The following is a 17,750-nucleotide window of genomic DNA, read 5'->3' as shown; positions in this document are numbered from 1 at the left end:
ATTGTCAAGAATGTGAATTCTCTTGATAATTCAGTCATTCATAATTGATAATTACTGGTCTTCCTGCGGACTGAACGTAATGTCGAAAATAGTTTCAGGATAGGTTTTCAAATCCATGGTCCCTTCCAATTGGTCCGTCAATGATTCGATGAGGTCTAAACCGAATGATCCTTGTCTGGATGGCGCTTTCCAGGTACCGCTGTCTTTGTAGATCAATTTGCATTTTTTTCCCTGGTAATGCATGAAAGAAATAGAGATCAGACAGTTTTCATAATCGTCAAAAGCGTATTTCAGGGAATTGGAGATAAGCTCGTTCAGGATCAATGCAAGCGGGACGATGGAACGTAACCCGATGGAATCGATATCGCATTCGATTTTCAGATTTACCGGATACCCGGATTGATAGGATGAGACCAGGTCGGAAGAGAGATCATGCAGGTATTCGCGTAAATGCAGCGTAGAAAGGTGATCGCTTTGGTACATTTTCTCATGGATCATGGACATGGCGATTACCCGGTGAGTTGCGTCTTTGAATTTGGCAATAGCTTCCGGGTTTTCCAATTCCCTGGATTGAAGCCGTAATAAACTTGTAATGATCTGGAGGTTGTTCTTCACACGGTGGTGAATTTCTTTCAACATGACTGTTTTCTCCTCGTTTTGTTTCGAGATGATGTTGTACTGGACCTGCAGCACATCCTGTGCTTCATTGAGCCTGTTTTTTCCTACTTCATTGGTACGGATATTTTCCCAACCCAGGTAACCGATAATAACAAAACATACACAGCTGTTTATGATCGTCGCAATTAATTGCTCGTGGGTAAGGTTCCGCATAATATCCATTTGCTCATCCAGGAAATAATAATAATAGACAGCCTGGCAGACAGCATGAAATAGCGTGAATGTCAATCCCCATCGAACTCCCAGAACAATGAACGCGAATAGGATATTAATGGTCATCCAAAATCCGTTCAGGAAATGAGGCTGGTTGTGAATAAAAAATAAGGGAACAGCACAGCAAACCGCACCGATTATACTAAAGATCAATGTTGGAATACGGAATCTGCCTGTTCTGTAAATGTAAATGGTAGCAATAAGTATCGAGAAAAAAGCCAGTAATGTAACGGATGCAATAGCCAGGCTGAAGTAGATGAAAAGAATAATGCTTAATGCGCCAATGGAAATAGATAAAAATAGAGACATCCTATAGGCCAGCATGAACCTTGTTTCATCTTCAAAATTGGTTTCATTGATGACTTTTGGAGATAACGCATTTTTAAGCTGCTTAAGCATAGTTTAGTTTTGGTAGAGTGAATATACTGATTCTTTAAATGTAAGTTTCGTTTCGGGGTTGAAATTTAGCAATTCACCTGGAAATTGGCAGAGAAATAAAGATGTCTTGAGTTAATAACCAGAGAAAGCAGGTTTAATTGAAGCCGTTCGGTAATAAGAGTATGCGGCAGGGGATATTAAAAAAGCCTGATCGTAATTGCAGGATCAGGCTTTCGTATATTTTTGAAGGAATAAATCTTACTTCTTTCTGTCTACTTCAACAGCTGCAAGCTCGTCAGCTTTGTAAGCACCGGAATCTAATTTTTCTTTCAATGTCTTGAATGTTTCAATCGTGTAGTTCACATCTTCCAAAGTATGTGCAGCAGTTGGAATAATGCGCAGCATGATTACATCTTTCGGAACTACCGGGTAAATAACGATTGAACAGAAAATATTGTAATTTTCACGAAGGTCGAATGTTAAATTCGTAGCCTCTGCCAGGTTTCCTTTCATGAAAACCGGGGTAACAGGAGAATTTGTTGCACCGATATCGAATCCTGCATTTTTGAATCCTGATTGAAGTGCGTCAGCGATCTCCCACAATTTATCTTTCAATTCAGGACGTGTACGCAATAACTCAAGGCGCTTACGTGCACCGATTGTAATGGTGATAGGCAATGCTTTTGCAAACATTTGAGAACGCATGTTGTAACGGAAGAATTCGATGATGGATTCTTTTGCACAGATAAATCCACCGATAGATGACATGGATTTTGCGAATGTTCCGAATAATACGTCGATCTCATCCTGAACCCCCTGAGCTTCACCGGCACCCTGGCCTGTTTTACCCAATGTTCCGAATCCGTGAGCGTCGTCAACGAACAAACGGAAGTCATATTTTCCGGATTTACGGAATTCAATGATCTCTTTCAATTTCCCCTGGTCACCGGCCATACCAAAAACTCCTTCTGTGATAACCAAAATACCACCACCTGTTTGTTCTGCCAAACGTGTAGCGTTTTTCATTTGCTTATCAAAGCTTTCCATATCGTTGTGTTGGAATACGAAACGCTTACCAGTGTGTAAACGCATTCCGTCAAGGATACAAGCATGTGCTTCTGAGTCATAAACAATGATATCACTGCGGTCAACCAAACAGTCGATTGCAGAAACCATTCCCTGGTATCCAAAGTTCAAAAGGATACAGTCTTCCATCCCCATGAATTCAGCTAACTCATTTTCCAATTTTTCGTGCTCACTTGTCTGACCTGTCATCATACGAGCTCCCATCGGGTAAGCCAATCCGTACTGCTCAGCTGCTTTAGCATCTGCTTCACGAACTTCCGGGTGGTTTGCCAATCCCAGGTAGTTGTTCAAAGACCAAACCAAACACTCTTTTCCGCGGAAAATCATTTTGTTACCTAATTCACCTTCTAACTTTGGAAAGGTAAAATAACCATGAACTCCTTTGGAATACTGTCCGATAGGACCACGGTTACGTTCAATTTTATCAAAAATATCTGCCATACTTGTTCATTTTCCATTAACCCATTGAATCTTTGGTTAACAGTTGAGTTTGCAAATTTAGAAGTATTCCAGCTATATTACCAATTTGTAATGAAAATTAATTAACCAAGAAATGAACAGGGGATTATTTGAAAACAGTAGGGGCGCGATTAATCGCGCCCCTACTGTTTTATGTTTAAAAATTTTCGTCTGCGTCCACCAGGTAACGTTCTTTGATAATATTGCAGTGATGAATCACATGTCCGACCATGATCCAGCCCACGTTGCGGGGAGTATTTGGTGTATTGTTTGCTGTTCCGATGGAGTCCAGCATGGCTCCGGTCATTCCTTTGAACAGTGAAATACTTGCTTTGCGCACATCCATGAATTCTGCTCTCAAATCTTCAAGGGAACGCTGATCGGTATTATTATGTCTTGCGTACCAGTCTTCATCGAATCCGTCCAATGCGGTTTTGTCTTTGCGTGAAAAACGAAGTGCCCGGTACTGGAAAATGCGTTCGGTTTCTATAAAATGAAGAATCACCCCTTTTAGTGTCCATTTTTCATCGGCATACTGAAAATCGGCTTTTTCTTCCGGAAGACCGGCAATGAAAGATTCCGTTTCATTCAGATTATTTTCCAGGGCAAGCAATAAGTCGTCCTGACCCAATGTACGGTCAAAATAGTATTTTGCATAAGCCGGAGCAAATTCCGGGTTCGGCCTTCCGATGAAACTCATAAGTTAAAGCTTTGATTTTACTCAAAGTTAAGGATTATTTGCAGCTTGTTAAACTGCATTTGGAACAAAGCAGTTAATTTTGGAAAAAAAACCAAATGAGTCGCATAACCATCTTTATCTTATTAATCAGTTCACCCTTTTCTTTCGGGCAACTTCTTCAATCACGTATCTCAGAATCCCGGGTATTGGATGAAACATTGAATCATGCGCTTCTTGGTGCTTTGGATGATCGCCTGTTCAGCATTTCCGAAGACAAAGAAGAAATGTACATGGATGTGTATGCACTCGAATCACTCAGCTTGATACATCATGAACAAATCCGGCTTATTGAAAAGGATAAATACGACCTGGAAATAGAAGGTGTTTATCGAGTGAGAGATGAATTTAAACTCGTTGCAACAGGATTTTCTACCGGTTCTAATCAATTTGCAATTTTCATCTATACGATCCTTGAGAACGGCAAGCTGGATGAACATTTTCAACGAACGCTTTTTACGGAGAGGTCACAAGCCAGTTATTCCGTTCTGACAGATGTGCAAACAAGCCCGGATAAGTCATCGTTAATGGTACATGTTGCTTTCGTATCCCAGTTTGGAGATCATGCAGACCATTATGTCCGTGTGTATGATCAAAAATTGGCCCCCATTTTTAAAACAGATTACGCTTCTTTCCCGAAATCCACCATGAAGCAAAAGCATCAATTGACCTATTACTTGGGCAATGAACATTTATACGAACTGCAGCAGGAAGTCAGTTACAACAAATCCGTCAAAAAGCATCAGGCTGGGTTGAGGTTCCGGAAATTCGGGTTTAAAGCGAATGATACAATCCATACACGAGCTCTCACGCTTCCGGATGGTTACCTGTTATCTGATATGCGTATGCAGGAAGCCAAGGACAATCTGCAATTATTTGCTTCCTATTTGGGAACTTCCAAAAAAACGATTATCGGCATCCGTGGTGTGTATACCGCAGAACTAAGCAGCGATTTGACTGTAAATTATTCAAAGTCCAAAGCTTTTTCAGCTGGCACGAAGGCGAAGAGCCTGAAAGGCTACGAAGAACCTGAATTACTCGATGTTCCGTTGCTTTATGGATTGAACAGCTGTATTAAGGATAGTAAAGGAAATACGTATATGCTTTATGAACGGGCTTCACAAACATCTTCCGGCGGATTGACCGAGTATTATTACGGATCAATCATTGCTGTAAAGATCACCCCGGAAGGAAATGTCGAATGGGACAATTTCATTGCTAAATCACAGTTTTTCAAAGAAAGAGGAATTCCGATCATTTTTGTGGCTCCCGGATTTTTAGTTGCTACTCCTTTTGCTATCCGCTTATCGAAAGACACCCGGCAATATTTGTCTTTCAAAACCATCATGAAGAATGACGAACTTTATTTTTTATATAATGATAATCCTGCAAACGAAGGCAGAACTGCCGGTCAGGGGAGGGAGAATATGATGAATGTGAGTCAAAGTGTGCCTTTTGTGATCCATCTTTCCCCGACTGGAGATGTGGATTACCAGGCATTAAAACACCTCAAAGTTGATTCGGATATCCAACGGATTATTTATTCGGTGCTAAATGGAACAAGTATGTTCACGCTTCGTGATTACGGAAAAAAAGAAGTGCTGCAGCGTATTGAATTTGAATAGTTACAGGTTTTTGTCCAGCAGGTAAACAAAAGCAGCCATGCTTGCACAGCCCAGTTCCAATTCCCGTTTGTTGACACTTTCGAAAACATCACTTGCTGCATGGTGAAAGTCGAAGTAGCGCTGAGAATCCGGAACGAAGCCGAATAAAGGAATTCCTTCATAGTGCTGTTTCAACGGAGAAATATCCACTCCGCCGTAACCAGCCTCGAAGTGATGCAGGTCGTAAGGTTTTAATAGCGGTGCAAATCCTTTGATCAACTGCACGTAGGATGCTTTTCCGTCGCACTCAAATCCATCCGGACTAAATCCGCCGCGGTCGCTTTCTACTGCTGCAATCTGTTTCTGGTTTTCCTGTTTCGCCCATTTCGCGTATGCATGTCCGCCTTTGTTCCCGTTCTCTTCGTTCATGAAGAAAACCACCCGGATGGTATGTTTCGGTTTGATACCTGTTGTTTTCAGAATGCGTAGAGCCTCCAGGCAGTGAACAATTCCTGCGCCGTCATCGTGTGCTCCTTCACCGGCATCCCAGGAATCCAGGTGTCCGCCGATGGTAATGATCTCATCGGGTTTTTCGCTTCCGGTCAATTCCCCGATCACATTGAACGAAGGTTCATCCGGGAAATCCCGGCAATCCATTTCCAGAATGAGGGTCACTTTTCCTTTTTCGAGTGCTTTTGAAAGTTCGTTGGAAGAAATGGTAGAAAGTGCTCCGGCCGGAATTTTAGGAACGCCGTCTTCGTAATACATGGACCCCGTGTGCGGGAAATGATCATCGGGCAAAGCCAGTGAGCGGATTACCACACCAACAGCACCCAGTTTTGCACCTTCGGCAGCACCTTGTCCGCGAATGCCGTAACAGCCGCCATACGCTGTAAAAGTTACAATATCAGCCGGGTTCATGGGCTGGTTCAGAAAAACAATTTTCCCCTGTACACTTGCTTTCGATGCTTTTTTCAGATCATCCAGCGACTTAAACTCGATCACTTCTGCTTTGAGCATTCCGTTTGTTCCGATAGAACCTCCCAATGCCAGGATGTCAAGCTGCGCCACTTCTCCGGAAGCCGTTTGGTACCACGCCACTTCTTTGGTTCCTCTTTCCCAATGCGGGACCATTACCGGCTGCAGGTAGATTTTTTCAAAGCCGTAAGCCTCCATTTTTCGTTTTCCCCATTCCACGGCCATTTGCGCCTGGGAAGAACCGGAAAGACGCGCACCGATCCCTTTGCACAAAGAACGCAGGTCTTCGTAAGATTTCCCCCGGATCAGGGCTTCGTCGAAGAACTTCCGGATGATTGTAGAATCAGCCCCGGAGCTGTTTTGGGAAAAGGAAAAACCTGACGCCAGGAAAAGCAGCACAAAGGAATAGTATTTCATAGTTGCGAAATAATCTTAGTTAAAGTAATGCTGCGAAAATAAGAAACGAATCGGCAAGCTGTTCCAGAAAAGACTTCATTTTGTTCTATAATATGACCACTTCTTTTTTGAACTGATTTATCCGGTCGTTTTCACGCTCAAAAGTTGCAGTTCCGTGTCTGCTGTTATGTACAGCTCTAAAAAAGAAGGAGGCTGTGTTTAGCAGCCTCCTTCAATGCGGTCTTTTTATGATTTCCCGATACTTAAACGAATAGCCTCTTCAAGAGGAGAATAGCCCGTATCAGAATCTGAAATAGACAATTCGCCTTTTAACAATAAAGGCGGTTGCGCCATAAATTTTGGAGTACTTCCTCTATGCGGTTGAGCTGAATGGACCAGGAACGGATGACATAGGTAAACGGTACCTGCTTTACCGGTAGCATATACTTTTTTTCTTTTTGGTAGTTCATCCAGCCTCCCTGCGAGTTCCATAAAGGAAAGACCTTCATCACCTTCTTGAGACAACAACTTTGCAACATCCAAATGAGAACCTTCATAAATGACCGTTGGAGCATCATTTAGGCTCACATCGGAATATAGAATCAACATCAATAATGCCCGTCCTTTCGATTTGATGTTGGCACGCCATTCGAAATAGTTATTCGGGTCGTTTCCGGGAAAACTTGTATCTACATGTTTACCGGTATCATTGGGTTGTTTAGCAGACGGGAACCTGACAGGAAATGTTCCTACATTACGGCAGGGAATCCATTTGTCTTTGCCAACCAACTGATCAAATGCATGATGTAACTTCGGAGTGTTTATGGAATTGATAAAAGGTTCATTGGTGTACATTCCCAAACGAATTACGGGTTCAGTCCAGGTTGATGGATTTGACCTGTCGCATGGAAGGTCATTCCATAGAATTTCTAAAGCAGCATCTGCAATTTCCTTGGAAAAAGAATGATCAAGGCGGACAAAGCCGTTATGAATAAAATGCTGTATTTCCTTTTTGCTTAGTATTTCTAACATAATTTTTTTGTTTAAAAACCAGCCAAACACATCAACAACTTCTGTCAACATGTGGACTTGGTTATTGGATTATCAATAAAAATGAATTAATATGAGGAAGGGGCGCTTTGTATAAGAAAGCGCATTGCTTAAGAATTAAGCTTGAAAAGGAGTATTATAACATTACAGTCATTCTCATACTGACAAAATTAAAAAAGAATTTCTAAACAATGAAACGAAGGGTGTGCTCGTGATTGTAAGCGTAATGCAGACTGATTTTAGTAAAGCTCGGTACAAGCATAAAGTAAAACGCTTTTAAGCCCGAACTCATTGATAAACAAAATGATTTAAATCAGAGACTATTTTATTACGTTGAAATTTTTGTTGGTCAGAAGTAGAGTTGAAAAACATCCGGCGGATATTCATAAGTAATTACTGCTTTTTCATAATACCTGTACAGGTACACGGATATACCTTTGTCTTAATAAAAAGGCAAAGCGGAAAAACCGAAGAGTTTCCTTCGCTAAAAACGAAAAGATTATGAAAACGAAATCCTTATTACTTGCAGTATTTACAACTATTGGCTTCTCTTGCACATGCATGGCTCAATCTGTTTCCTGCGCTGATTTCACGGTTCTGGGAATAAATCCGGATCCGTTTGATCCGAATGTGTACAACGTGAGCATTCAATTTTCTGCACCTTCAACGGATCATGTTAATTACCCTTATGTTTCTGCGGTGCTCGACTGTAATGGTGATACAGTGGCAACAGGCGGAATGTCTTTTTTTGCTCAGATCGGACAAACTACCAATGATTACGCCGTTACGCTAAGCGGATCTTTGGCCTGTGAACCATTAACTGCGGTTTTTGTTTATGGTGTAGACGCCTTCGATATGGACACGTGTTCACTAAGCTTCGGAACGACTGCCGGATTGTCCGATACATATGGAACAGCGAATGCATTTTCGTTATTTCCCAACCCTGTAAAAAGTCAGGTTACCATTCAAACCGGCATAGACGAATCGGGCACCAACTACTTCGCGTATGACCATACGGGAAAACTGATGTTGACAGGAAGGATAGATTCGGAAAACACAGCTGTGGATATGAGTCATTTATCGCGGGGCATTTATTTGTTTCGCTTTGGATCGGATTTAAAACAAACGTTTAAAGTGGTGAAGGAATAATATCTTGATGCAAACATACTTTCTGTGAAATCATTTGCAATTATAAATTACCTTTGCAAAAAATTTTTTTATGGCATTGAAATGCGGAATTGTTGGTTTGCCGAATGTGGGTAAGTCGACTTTGTTTAATTGTTTATCCAACGCTAAAGCGCAATCTGCGAATTTTCCTTTCTGTACGATCGAACCGAATGTAGGAACGATTTCTGTTCCTGATCCGCGTTTGGAGAAATTGGAATCGATGGTAAACCCGGAAAGAGTAGTTCCGACAACCATGGAAATCGTGGATATCGCCGGTTTGGTGAAAGGTGCTTCGAAAGGAGAAGGTTTGGGGAACCAATTCTTAGCAAATATCCGTGAAACAGATGCTATTCTGCACGTACTGCGCTGTTTTGAAGACGGGAACATTATCCACGTTGACGGACGTGTAGACCCGGTAAGTGACAAAGAGATTATCGATATCGAGTTGCAGCTGAAAGATTTGGAATCGATCGAAAAAAGAATCCAGTCTTTGGCCCGCATGTTGAAATCAGGAGATAAAGAAGTGGTTAAGGAAAATGACCTGGCACTTGCTATCAAAGCTACTTTGGAGCAGGGAAAATCTGTTCGCTCCATGAGTTTTGATGAAAAAGAAAGAGAGATTGTTCAGAAGTTCCAGTTGATTACTTCCAAGCCGGTGATGTATGTTTGTAACGTAGAGGAATCTGCTGTTAAAACAGGAAATGCACACGTTGAAGCAGTTCGTGAGGCGGTAAAAGATGAGAATGCACAGATCCTGATCGTTGGAGCAAAGATCGAAGCAGATATTTCCGAATTGGAAACTTATGAAGAACGCCAGATGTTCCTGGAAGAACTAGGTTTGGAAGAACCGGGTGTGAACCGTTTGATCCGCTCAGCTTATTCCTTGTTGAACCTTCAAACATACTTTACAGCCGGAGTGAAAGAAGTAAGAGCCTGGACGGTTCCTGTAGGTGCAACGGCTCCGCAGGCTGCAGGAGTAATCCACACGGATTTCGAGAAAGGATTTATCCGCGCAGAAGTGATGAAATACGACGACTACACGACTTTAGGTTCCGAAGCAGCAGTAAAAGAAGCCGGGAAATTTAAAGTAGAAGGAAAAGAATACATTGTGCAGGATGGCGACATCATGCATTTCAGATTTAATGTATAAATACTAAATCTTAAATAGTTGGAAGGCATTCGTTATTTAGCGGATGCCTTTTTTGTTCTCTTCTGGTAAATCTCTTCTAATAATCAAAAAGCACCAGTCAACCGACTGGTGCTTTCCACTTATCCATTTAAAGTTGACTTGCGGTGATTATTATCTCCATCCGCCTCCAAGGGCTTGATATACACTTACCATATTGTAAAGCTGTTCCTGTTTGATCTCGATCAGGTCAAACTTGGCTTCGATCGCATCCCGCTGTGTCATTAAGACTTCCATGTAATCTGCTTTAGCAGACTTAAACAAGTTGGTCGAGATTGTAATCGACTGATTCATGGCATCCACCTGTTTTTGCTTCAGGTCGTAACTGTTTTTCAGGTTCTGAACTTTCGTTACCCGGTTTGTTACTTCGATGTAAGCATTCAGGATAGTTTGTTCGTATTTGTAAACAGCCTGGAACTGCTTTGCATTTGCAGAAGCGTATTTTGCTTTCAGGGCATTTCTATTGATTAGCGGAGCAATCAAATCGCCCGCGATGTTATACAACAACGATTGCGGGGAAGTGATCAGGTACTTCACATTGAAAGCCTGGTAACCAACTCCGGCTGTAATGCGCAGGGAAGGGTAGAACTGTGCTCTTGCAACTTTCACATCCAGTTTGGAAGCTGCCAGGTCCAGTTCCGCCTGTCGGATATCCGGACGATTCTGCAATAATTGGGACGGAATTCCGCTGTAAATCGTATCCGGTACCATCTGCTGAAAGGCCGCAGAATTGCGCTGGACAGGCTGTGGAAAACGTCCGACCAGGAAATTGATCCTGTTTTCTGCTTCAACAATCTGCTGCTGGATGTAGAATAAATGACTTTGGTTTTTGTAAACCTCTGCTTCAAACTTTTTTACAGCTAATTCGGTGACTTCACCGGCAGTTTTTTGCAGTTTCACAATTTCAAGGGCATTTTTCTGGATCTCTAAGTTTTGCTTCAAAATCTCCAGCTTGTTGTCATAAGCCATCAATTCGTAATACGATTCGGAAATTTCAGCCACGAGGTTTGTGACCATGAAGTTTTTCCCTTCTACACTCGCCAGGTAACGGGATGCGGCTGCATCTCTTCCGTTTCGCAATTTACGCCAGATATCGATTTCCCAGGATGCATTCACACCGACCATCAAGTCTCCAAGAGGTTCCGGGAATGCTTTTCCGTCGTGGACCGGCAGGTTTTTCTCTACTGCACCATCTCGGGTGTATTCACCTACTTTTTCCACACCGGCGCCAACGCGGACACCGGCAGAAGGCAGAAATTCCCCTTTTTTGGCTCTTACTTCTGCTTTGGCAATATTGATTTCCTGCATCGTAATGTTCAATTCCTGGTTGTTTTTCAGTGCAGTATCGATCAGGGCAACCAAATTTTGGTCCTTGAAGAAATCTTTCCACTTGATCGCAGCTGTATTGGTGCTGTCCTTAGAGGCAGATCCCAGGTACGACTCAGGAGTTGTTTTATTTTCCGTCTTGAAAGCAATTTTCAGGTCTTTACAGGCTGTAACACTGACTGCCAGCGCTGTAATGATTAACCAGCTTCCTATTTTATGTTTAGTGCGCATTGTCTTCGGTTTCATCTGTTGTTGGAAAATTGTCTATTGCGTGAACGAAGTCTTCCGTTAAAGAGCTGTCATCCTCATTTTTGATCAGTTTACGGCCTTCCGCCAGTGTGCCGAAAATGTAGTACAAACCGGGAATAATAATCACTCCGAAAATAGTTCCGAAGAGCATTCCTCCGAGGGCGCAGGCACCGATCGTTCTGTTTCCGATAGCTCCCGGACCGGTAGCAATGACCAATGGAATCAATCCGGCGATGAAGGCGAACGAAGTCATCAAAATCGGGCGGAAACGCACTTTTGCACCTTCAATCGCAGCCTCAAGAACGGTTGCGCCTTCGTGGTGCTTCTGCATGGCAAATTCCACGATCAGGACGGCGTTCTTTCCTAAGAGACCAACGAGCATGACCAAACCTACCTGGGCGTAAATGTTGTTCTCCAGTCCCATCAGTTTGATCAACAGGAACGATCCGAACACTCCGGCAGGAAGAGACAGGATTACTGCCAGCGGAATGATGAAACTTTCATACTGCGCTGCCAATACGAAGTAAACGAAGATCAATACGACAATGAAAATGTATAAAGCTTCATTTCCACGCATTACTTCATCCTTGGAAAGTCCTCCCCAGTCGATGTCGTAACCTCTTGGCAATACTTGTTTGGCAACTTCCTGTGCGGCTTTAATAGCTTCGCCGGAACTGTATCCTTTTGCCGCAGAACCGCGAATGGATGCTGTGGTGTACATGTTGTAACGGTTGATCTCATTCGCTCCCTGTGATTTTACAATTTTCATAAAGGCTGAGAAGGGAACCATTTCGCCGCGGTCGTTTTTTACATAGAGCTTCATAATGTCTTCCGGTAGTCTTCTGTATTCGGGCGAGGCCTGAACGAATACTTTAAAGAAACGCTGATACTTGATGAAACCGAGTTCGTAGGTACTACCGATTAGAATGGAGAGGGTATTCATGGCATTTCCGATGGAAACTCCTTTCTGCATCGCCAAATCGTTGTTGATTTGAAGTTCGTATTGCGGATAGTTTGCGCTGTAGAAGGTAAATAAACCGGTGATCTCTTTGCGTTTTCGCAGGGCATTCATGAATTCGGTGTTCACGCGCTCCAGTTCCAAATAATCTCCGGTATTGGTTTTATCCAATAACTGAAGGGTAAAACCTCCCGCAGCACCATAACCGGGCACGGCAGGTGGATCAAAGAACTCAATCGTAGCTCCGGGAATCACTTTTGCTTTTTCTTCCAATTCGTAAATGATCTCCTGAACATTGTGCTTTCTTTCAGACCACGGTTCCAGGTTAATCAAGCACGTTCCGGCGTTGGAACCACGTCCTTCAGTCAATACTTCGTATCCGGCCAGCGCAGAAACGGATTTGATACCATCTACTTTTTCTGCGATTGCCTGAAGTTTGCGCGCAATGTCGTTTGTTCTTTCCAGGGTAGATCCCGGAGGTGTCTGGATAATGGCGTAGATCATTCCCTGGTCTTCACTGGGAATGAAACCGGAAGGAAGTTTTTCACTCAATCCGAAAATCCCCAGACCGAATGCAATCAGGATAACGGCTGTTACCAGTCTTCGATTCACGATTTTATTCAATAAACCGACATATCTTCCTGTCAATTTTTCAAACCCTCTGTTGAACCAGTCCAGGAAACGATTGATTGGGGTTTTCTTACGCGGTTTTCCATGGTTGTTTTTCAACAGCATGGCGCAAAGAACCGGTGTCAGTGTCAATGCAACTAATCCGGAAAGAACGATGGAGGTTGCCATGGTAATTGCGAACTGGCGGTAGAAAATTCCCACCGGACCGGTCATAAATGCTACCGGAACGAATACGGCTGTCATCAATAAGGTGATTGCAATTACGGCGCCGCTGATCTCTTTCAGTACTTTTTTGACCGCCTGGTAAGGGGAGAGGTGTTCTTCTTCCATCTTGGCATGGACGGCCTCGACGACGACTATGGCGTCATCCACAACAATACCGATTGCCAATACCAATGCGAAAAGGGTGATGAGGTTGATGGTTAGACCAAATAGCTGCATGAAGATGAATGCACCGATCAAAGAAACCGGAACAGCAATGGTTGGAATCAGCGTAGAGCGGAAGTCTCCCAGGAATAAGAATACCACCAATGCCACCAGGATAAATGCTTCCCCGAGTGTATGGATTACTTTTTCAACGGATGCGTCCAGGAAGTTCGAAACATCATAACTGATCTCGTATTCCATTCCCGGAGGGAAGGATGTTTTTTTCAATTCTTCCAGTTTTTCTTTCACCCGTTCGATCACTTCCGTTGCGTTACTTCCGTAAGTCTGCTTTAATACAATTGCAGCCGAAGGATATTCATCTTTGTTGGAGTAAATATCGTAGTACTCACTACCAAGTTCTACATTCGCTACGTCTTTCAGGCGCAGGATTTCTCCGTCCGGGTTCGAACGGATAATGACATTCTTATATTCGTCAGCTTCGTTGAAACGGCCCTTGTAAGTCAATACGTATTCCAATGCTTCTGCACGTTTACCATCACTTCGTCCGATACGTCCAGGAGATCCGATGACACTTTGTGTATTGAGCGCTTCCATGATCTCATCCGTGGAAATATTATAAGCCCGCATACGGTCCGGTTTTAACCAAATACGCATGGCGTACTGGCGGCTTCCCAGGATACTTGCCTGACCAATCCCGTTGATACGCTGTAATTCAGGGATCATATTTACACCGGCAACGTTGAAAATGAATTTCATGTCGGCTTTCGGGTCTTTACTGTACAGGTTGACATACATCAACATGCTCGGCATGATCCGGTTTACGATAACCCCTTCACGCTGTACCAATACAGGCAGACGGTTCAACACCTGTGCAATACGTGTATTTACCTGCACGAGCGCCTGGTCGGGGTCTGTCCCCAGGTTGAATACGATTTGGATGTTGGCTTCTCCGGCACTGGTTGCATCGGAGGTCATGTATTTCATTCCGGGAACACCATTTACAGCTTGTTCCAGCGGAATCAGAACGGATTCTGTAAGTACTTTCGCGCTCGCTCCCGGGTAGGAAGCTCTTACGATAACTGTGGGCGGTGCGATTTCCGGGAACTGGGAAGTGGATAGTCCGCTGATCGCAAGTACACCCATGAATATGATGACCAATGATAGCACGATCGCTAAAACAGGTCTGTGTATGAATTTATTAAACATAATCTGGTCGGATTAAAATGGGTATTACTCCGTGTAAACTTTCAGGTTGGAAATCACTGAATTCGGTTCCTGGTACTTGTAAGTGATCTTATCACCGTCTCTGACCTTGCGAATTCCTTCCAGGAGAATGCGTTCGTCTGTTTTCAATCCGCTTTTCAGAATGTACAGATCCGGGATTTCAGAACGGATAACGATCTCTCTTGAATGCACCACATTGTTTTTATCGACCACATATACGTATTTCTTTTCAAGCACTTCGTAAGTAGCTTTTTGAGGGATAATCAAGGCATGTTTTAACGGGACAACCATTTGGATACTTCCTGTTTCTCCGTGTCTGAGAAGTTTTTCCGGATTCGGGAATGTAGCCCGGAAAGCGATGTTACCTGTTTCGTTATTGAAATCGGCTTCGATGGTTTCTACCACCCCCGGGTATTCGTAGATTTCATTGTTTGCCATTAAGAGCTGTACATTTTTCATGTTGTCGCCCTGGTTAACTGTTTTGAAGTTCAGGTATTGTGCTTCCGGCACGTTGAAGTAAACCCAGAGCTTGCTGTTGTCGGAAAGAGTTGTCAGCAGATCGCCTTCATCCACCAAACTTCCCAAACGAACCTGGAAGCGGTCCATGATCCCGTCAAAGGGAGCTTTGATTTCCGTGAAGCCCAAACGTACTTGTGATAAGGATAGTTCAGCTTTCGCCTTATCGTATTTTGCTTTCACGAGTGCCAATTGATTTTTGGAAATAACATTGCTGTCAGCAAGCATTTTAGCATTCAGGTACTCTGTTTTTGCGAAATTTGCTTCTGCCTGTGCTTTCTGCATTTCTGCTTCGTACATCATCGGCATAATCTGGAACATCAACTGGCCTTTTTTCACCATTTGACCTTCATCTACGTATATTTTTTGGAGGTAACCTTTTTCCAGGGCTCTGATTTCAATATGCTGGATTGCATGGATTTGACAAACGTAATCCTGTACAATGGTGGTGTCTTTCAATAAAGGACTTGTCACCAATAGTTTACCGGTTTCTTCCTTTTCTTCGGTTTTAGGACCGCAGCTTGCAGCACTTACTGCAACGATCAGGCTCATGAGAATGAGAACTTTCTTCATAATAATCATGTTTTAACGATTTGAATCGTTTTGTTGTAAAATGTTTTTTGGATTTTTTGATCCGGAAATAGTTTCCTGAACTAATACGGGATTGTTTTAAGTAACATCCGATTAGTCTTTTAAGAAGATTATTTGTGGAGGCAATGAGTGGATTGCCGGCCGGATCCTATATTCTGAATACCTGGAAAACCACGTGTCTTTTATTTGCTGCAATAAAAGACAACTGTTCGCAGAACATAGCGCTGTTTTTGGTAGTTCCGTAGAGATAATCGAGCGATTGGTCTACCGGAACACCAGCAAAGAACAGATTATTATAAAGGTGTTTTTGGGATGAAAAGTCTTCCGTTTCTTCCTCAATACTTTCAAAGATCAATTCCGTATCTTCAGTAGGAATAGAAGTATTGGAATTGATTGCAGCACTTGATTTATGGTGTTTAACCACAAATTTGGAGTGTTCCGAATGATTTTGCTGAAACTTAAAGAGAGTGTTTGCTTCGTGGGAAGGATGAACATTCAGCTGATTTGCTCCAAAAACCTGGATAACGCACAAGAGCTGAAAAAATCCTATAAGCAAACTTTTCATGATGTAAAACTAATTCAGAGTTGAAAGACCGCCAAATTTTTCGCTGTTAAATAATGGTTAATGCTCGCAGCCATACGATGCATGGCATGTCTGCAATATAAAAAAGGCCCTCAGAAATGAGAGCCTTTGTAAAAGTGTTTATGAATTAATATTCATCTTCATTAAATAAGAAGTCATCCTTCGACGGGTAATCCGGCCAGATTTCTTCAATGCTTTCATATACGTCGCCCTCATCTTCTAAATCTTGCAGATTTTCTACTACTTCTAAGGGTGCACCTGCTCGAATCGCATAGTCAATTAACTCATCTTTTGTTGCAGGCCAAGGAGCGTCTTCTAAGTAGGATGCTAGTTCTAATGTCCAGTACATGTCTTAGTATATTGTTGTTTATTTGCGCAAAAATAACCTTATTCTAAAAAAATCCAAGTGTTTTATCAAGGATTAAAAAAAAACTTTTTAGTTTATTTGTAAAGTGCTAAAAATCAATTTGTTCTTGGTTTCCAAGGGGTTTCAACAGCATTTAGTTCATGAGCCAGTTTCCTGGAAAGCACAAATAAGTAGTCGCTTAAACGGTTCATGTACGCGCTGATCAATGGTTCAACGGTTTCTGTTTCGCTCAAATGAGAAACAAGTCTTTCCGCTCTTCTGCAAATACAGCGAGCAATATGACATTGAGATACAACAACATTTCCTCCCGGAAGCACGAAAAACTTCATCGGAGGCAGCTCATTATCCATTTCGTCGATCTGATTTTCGAGGTAAGTCACATCGCTTTCAAACAGTTCAGGCAAGGTCATTTTTGATTTAACGGGATCTGCCGCCAAATGTGATCCAATGGTAAACAAGCGGTCCTGGATTTCGATCAAAACGGCAGATTTGGATTCTTCGTTGATCAAATCGCGCAACAAACCGATGTAACTGTTTAATTCATCTACGGTCCCGTAGCTTTCAATCCGCACATGGTGCTTGGGAAGTCTCGTTCCGCCGATGAGCCCCGTTGTTCCCTTATCTCCCTTTTTCGTGTAAATTTTCATAATCTAAAATTAACGATATTTCATTTATTGATCGCTTGCGGGCTATTTACCATGGAAGATTTTTGTCTATATTTGGTTGAACGAAAACGATTTTTTTAATTAAGTGCATTCAAAGAATGCTTCTTAATCCATTTTAATAAAAGCTATTATGAAGAGAAACAGTTTATTAGCGGTTGTCGGAGTGGCAATCTTAGTTGCCTGCGGAACAGCGAAGAATTCAGGTACTGCGAAAGTGGAAGCATTGCCCACACAGGGAGATGTAGACCGCGTACAGGCCTGTCTCTTATACACATCTCCGAGCCCACGAGACCGTACTAGATCTCGTATGCCGTCTTCTGCTT

14 protein-coding genes are annotated in these 17,750 nt (G+C 42.6%); 3 read left to right on the top strand and 11 right to left on the bottom strand.

Going from position 1 to position 17,750, the window contains the following annotated elements:
- Positions 1 to 51 precede the first annotated feature (51 nt).
- The 3 genes from QZT69_RS00545 to QZT69_RS00535 form a co-directional block, all read right to left on the bottom strand.
- Positions 52 to 1,290, bottom strand: a complete 1,239-nt coding sequence (locus QZT69_RS00545) for a histidine kinase dimerization/phosphoacceptor domain -containing protein (protein ID WP_294669482.1) — start codon at positions 1,288 to 1,290, stop codon at positions 52 to 54.
- A 237-nt stretch (positions 1,291 to 1,527) separates the two neighbouring features.
- Entirely contained in the window at positions 1,528 to 2,796 is a 1,269-nt protein-coding gene (locus tag QZT69_RS00540; protein ID WP_294669479.1) for an aminotransferase class I/II-fold pyridoxal phosphate-dependent enzyme, read from the bottom strand.
- 175 nt (positions 2,797 to 2,971) lie between these two features.
- Positions 2,972 to 3,514, bottom strand: a complete 543-nt coding sequence (locus tag QZT69_RS00535) for a DinB family protein (RefSeq protein ID WP_294669477.1) — start codon at positions 3,512 to 3,514, stop codon at positions 2,972 to 2,974.
- A gap of 95 nt (positions 3,515 to 3,609) precedes the next feature.
- Here QZT69_RS00535 and QZT69_RS00530 point away from each other — a divergent pair, with 95 nt between their 5' ends.
- The gene (locus QZT69_RS00530) at positions 3,610 to 5,175 is read left to right on the top strand and encodes a hypothetical protein (RefSeq protein ID WP_294669474.1); all 1,566 of its coding nucleotides are present in this window, start codon (positions 3,610 to 3,612) and stop codon (positions 5,173 to 5,175) included.
- Here QZT69_RS00530 and QZT69_RS00525 read toward each other — a convergent pair whose 3' ends face one another.
- Both QZT69_RS00525 and QZT69_RS00520 read right to left on the bottom strand, forming a co-directional pair.
- Positions 5,176 to 6,549, bottom strand: coding sequence for a M20/M25/M40 family metallo-hydrolase (locus QZT69_RS00525; protein ID WP_294669471.1), 1,374 nt, complete (start codon positions 6,547 to 6,549; stop codon positions 5,176 to 5,178).
- A gap of 225 nt (positions 6,550 to 6,774) precedes the next feature.
- Entirely contained in the window at positions 6,775 to 7,560 is a 786-nt protein-coding gene (locus QZT69_RS00520) for a hypothetical protein (protein WP_294669468.1), read from the bottom strand.
- A gap of 519 nt (positions 7,561 to 8,079) precedes the next feature.
- Here QZT69_RS00520 and QZT69_RS00515 point away from each other — a divergent pair.
- Together QZT69_RS00515 and ychF are read left to right on the top strand one after the other, a co-directional pair.
- A complete protein-coding gene (locus QZT69_RS00515) occupies positions 8,080 to 8,727 on the top strand; it encodes a T9SS type A sorting domain-containing protein (RefSeq protein WP_294669465.1) in 648 nt (215 codons plus the stop codon).
- Between the two features lie 76 nt (positions 8,728 to 8,803).
- Complete coding sequence (gene ychF / locus QZT69_RS00510; protein ID WP_294669650.1) at positions 8,804 to 9,895, top strand: redox-regulated ATPase YchF; 1,092 nt, start codon at positions 8,804 to 8,806, stop codon at positions 9,893 to 9,895.
- Positions 9,896 to 10,045: 150 nt separating this feature from the next.
- Here the strand turns inward: ychF and QZT69_RS00505 are convergent, their stop codons facing one another.
- The 6 genes from QZT69_RS00505 to QZT69_RS00480 form a co-directional block, all read right to left on the bottom strand.
- The gene (locus QZT69_RS00505) at positions 10,046 to 11,488 is read right to left on the bottom strand and encodes a TolC family protein (RefSeq protein ID WP_294669462.1); all 1,443 of its coding nucleotides are present in this window, start codon (positions 11,486 to 11,488) and stop codon (positions 10,046 to 10,048) included.
- The gene (locus QZT69_RS00500; protein WP_294669460.1) at positions 11,478 to 14,687 is read right to left on the bottom strand and encodes an efflux RND transporter permease subunit; all 3,210 of its coding nucleotides are present in this window, start codon (positions 14,685 to 14,687) and stop codon (positions 11,478 to 11,480) included. Before QZT69_RS00500 ends, QZT69_RS00505 begins: the two co-directional genes overlap by 11 nt.
- A 24-nt stretch (positions 14,688 to 14,711) precedes the next feature.
- Positions 14,712 to 15,794, bottom strand: a complete 1,083-nt coding sequence (locus QZT69_RS00495; protein WP_294669457.1) for an efflux RND transporter periplasmic adaptor subunit — start codon at positions 15,792 to 15,794, stop codon at positions 14,712 to 14,714.
- Positions 15,795 to 15,960: 166 nt separating this feature from the next.
- A complete protein-coding gene (locus QZT69_RS00490) occupies positions 15,961 to 16,377 on the bottom strand; it encodes a hypothetical protein (protein WP_294669455.1) in 417 nt (138 codons plus the stop codon).
- 145 nt (positions 16,378 to 16,522) lie between these two features.
- On the bottom strand, positions 16,523 to 16,744 hold the full coding sequence (locus QZT69_RS00485; protein ID WP_124745056.1) for a DUF2795 domain-containing protein: 222 nt from the start codon (positions 16,742 to 16,744) through the stop codon (positions 16,523 to 16,525).
- 113 nt (positions 16,745 to 16,857) lie between these two features.
- Entirely contained in the window at positions 16,858 to 17,409 is a 552-nt protein-coding gene (locus QZT69_RS00480) for a cob(I)yrinic acid a,c-diamide adenosyltransferase (RefSeq protein ID WP_294669450.1), read from the bottom strand.
- Positions 17,410 to 17,750: the final 341 nt, after the last annotated feature.

It is taken from the genome of uncultured Fluviicola sp. (genome assembly GCF_902168135.1).
GTDB lineage: Bacteria > Bacteroidota > Bacteroidia > Flavobacteriales_D > Crocinitomicaceae > Fluviicola.
The sequence above is the reverse complement of the archived record's forward strand: the minus strand, read 5'-3'. Positions and strand labels throughout refer to the sequence as shown.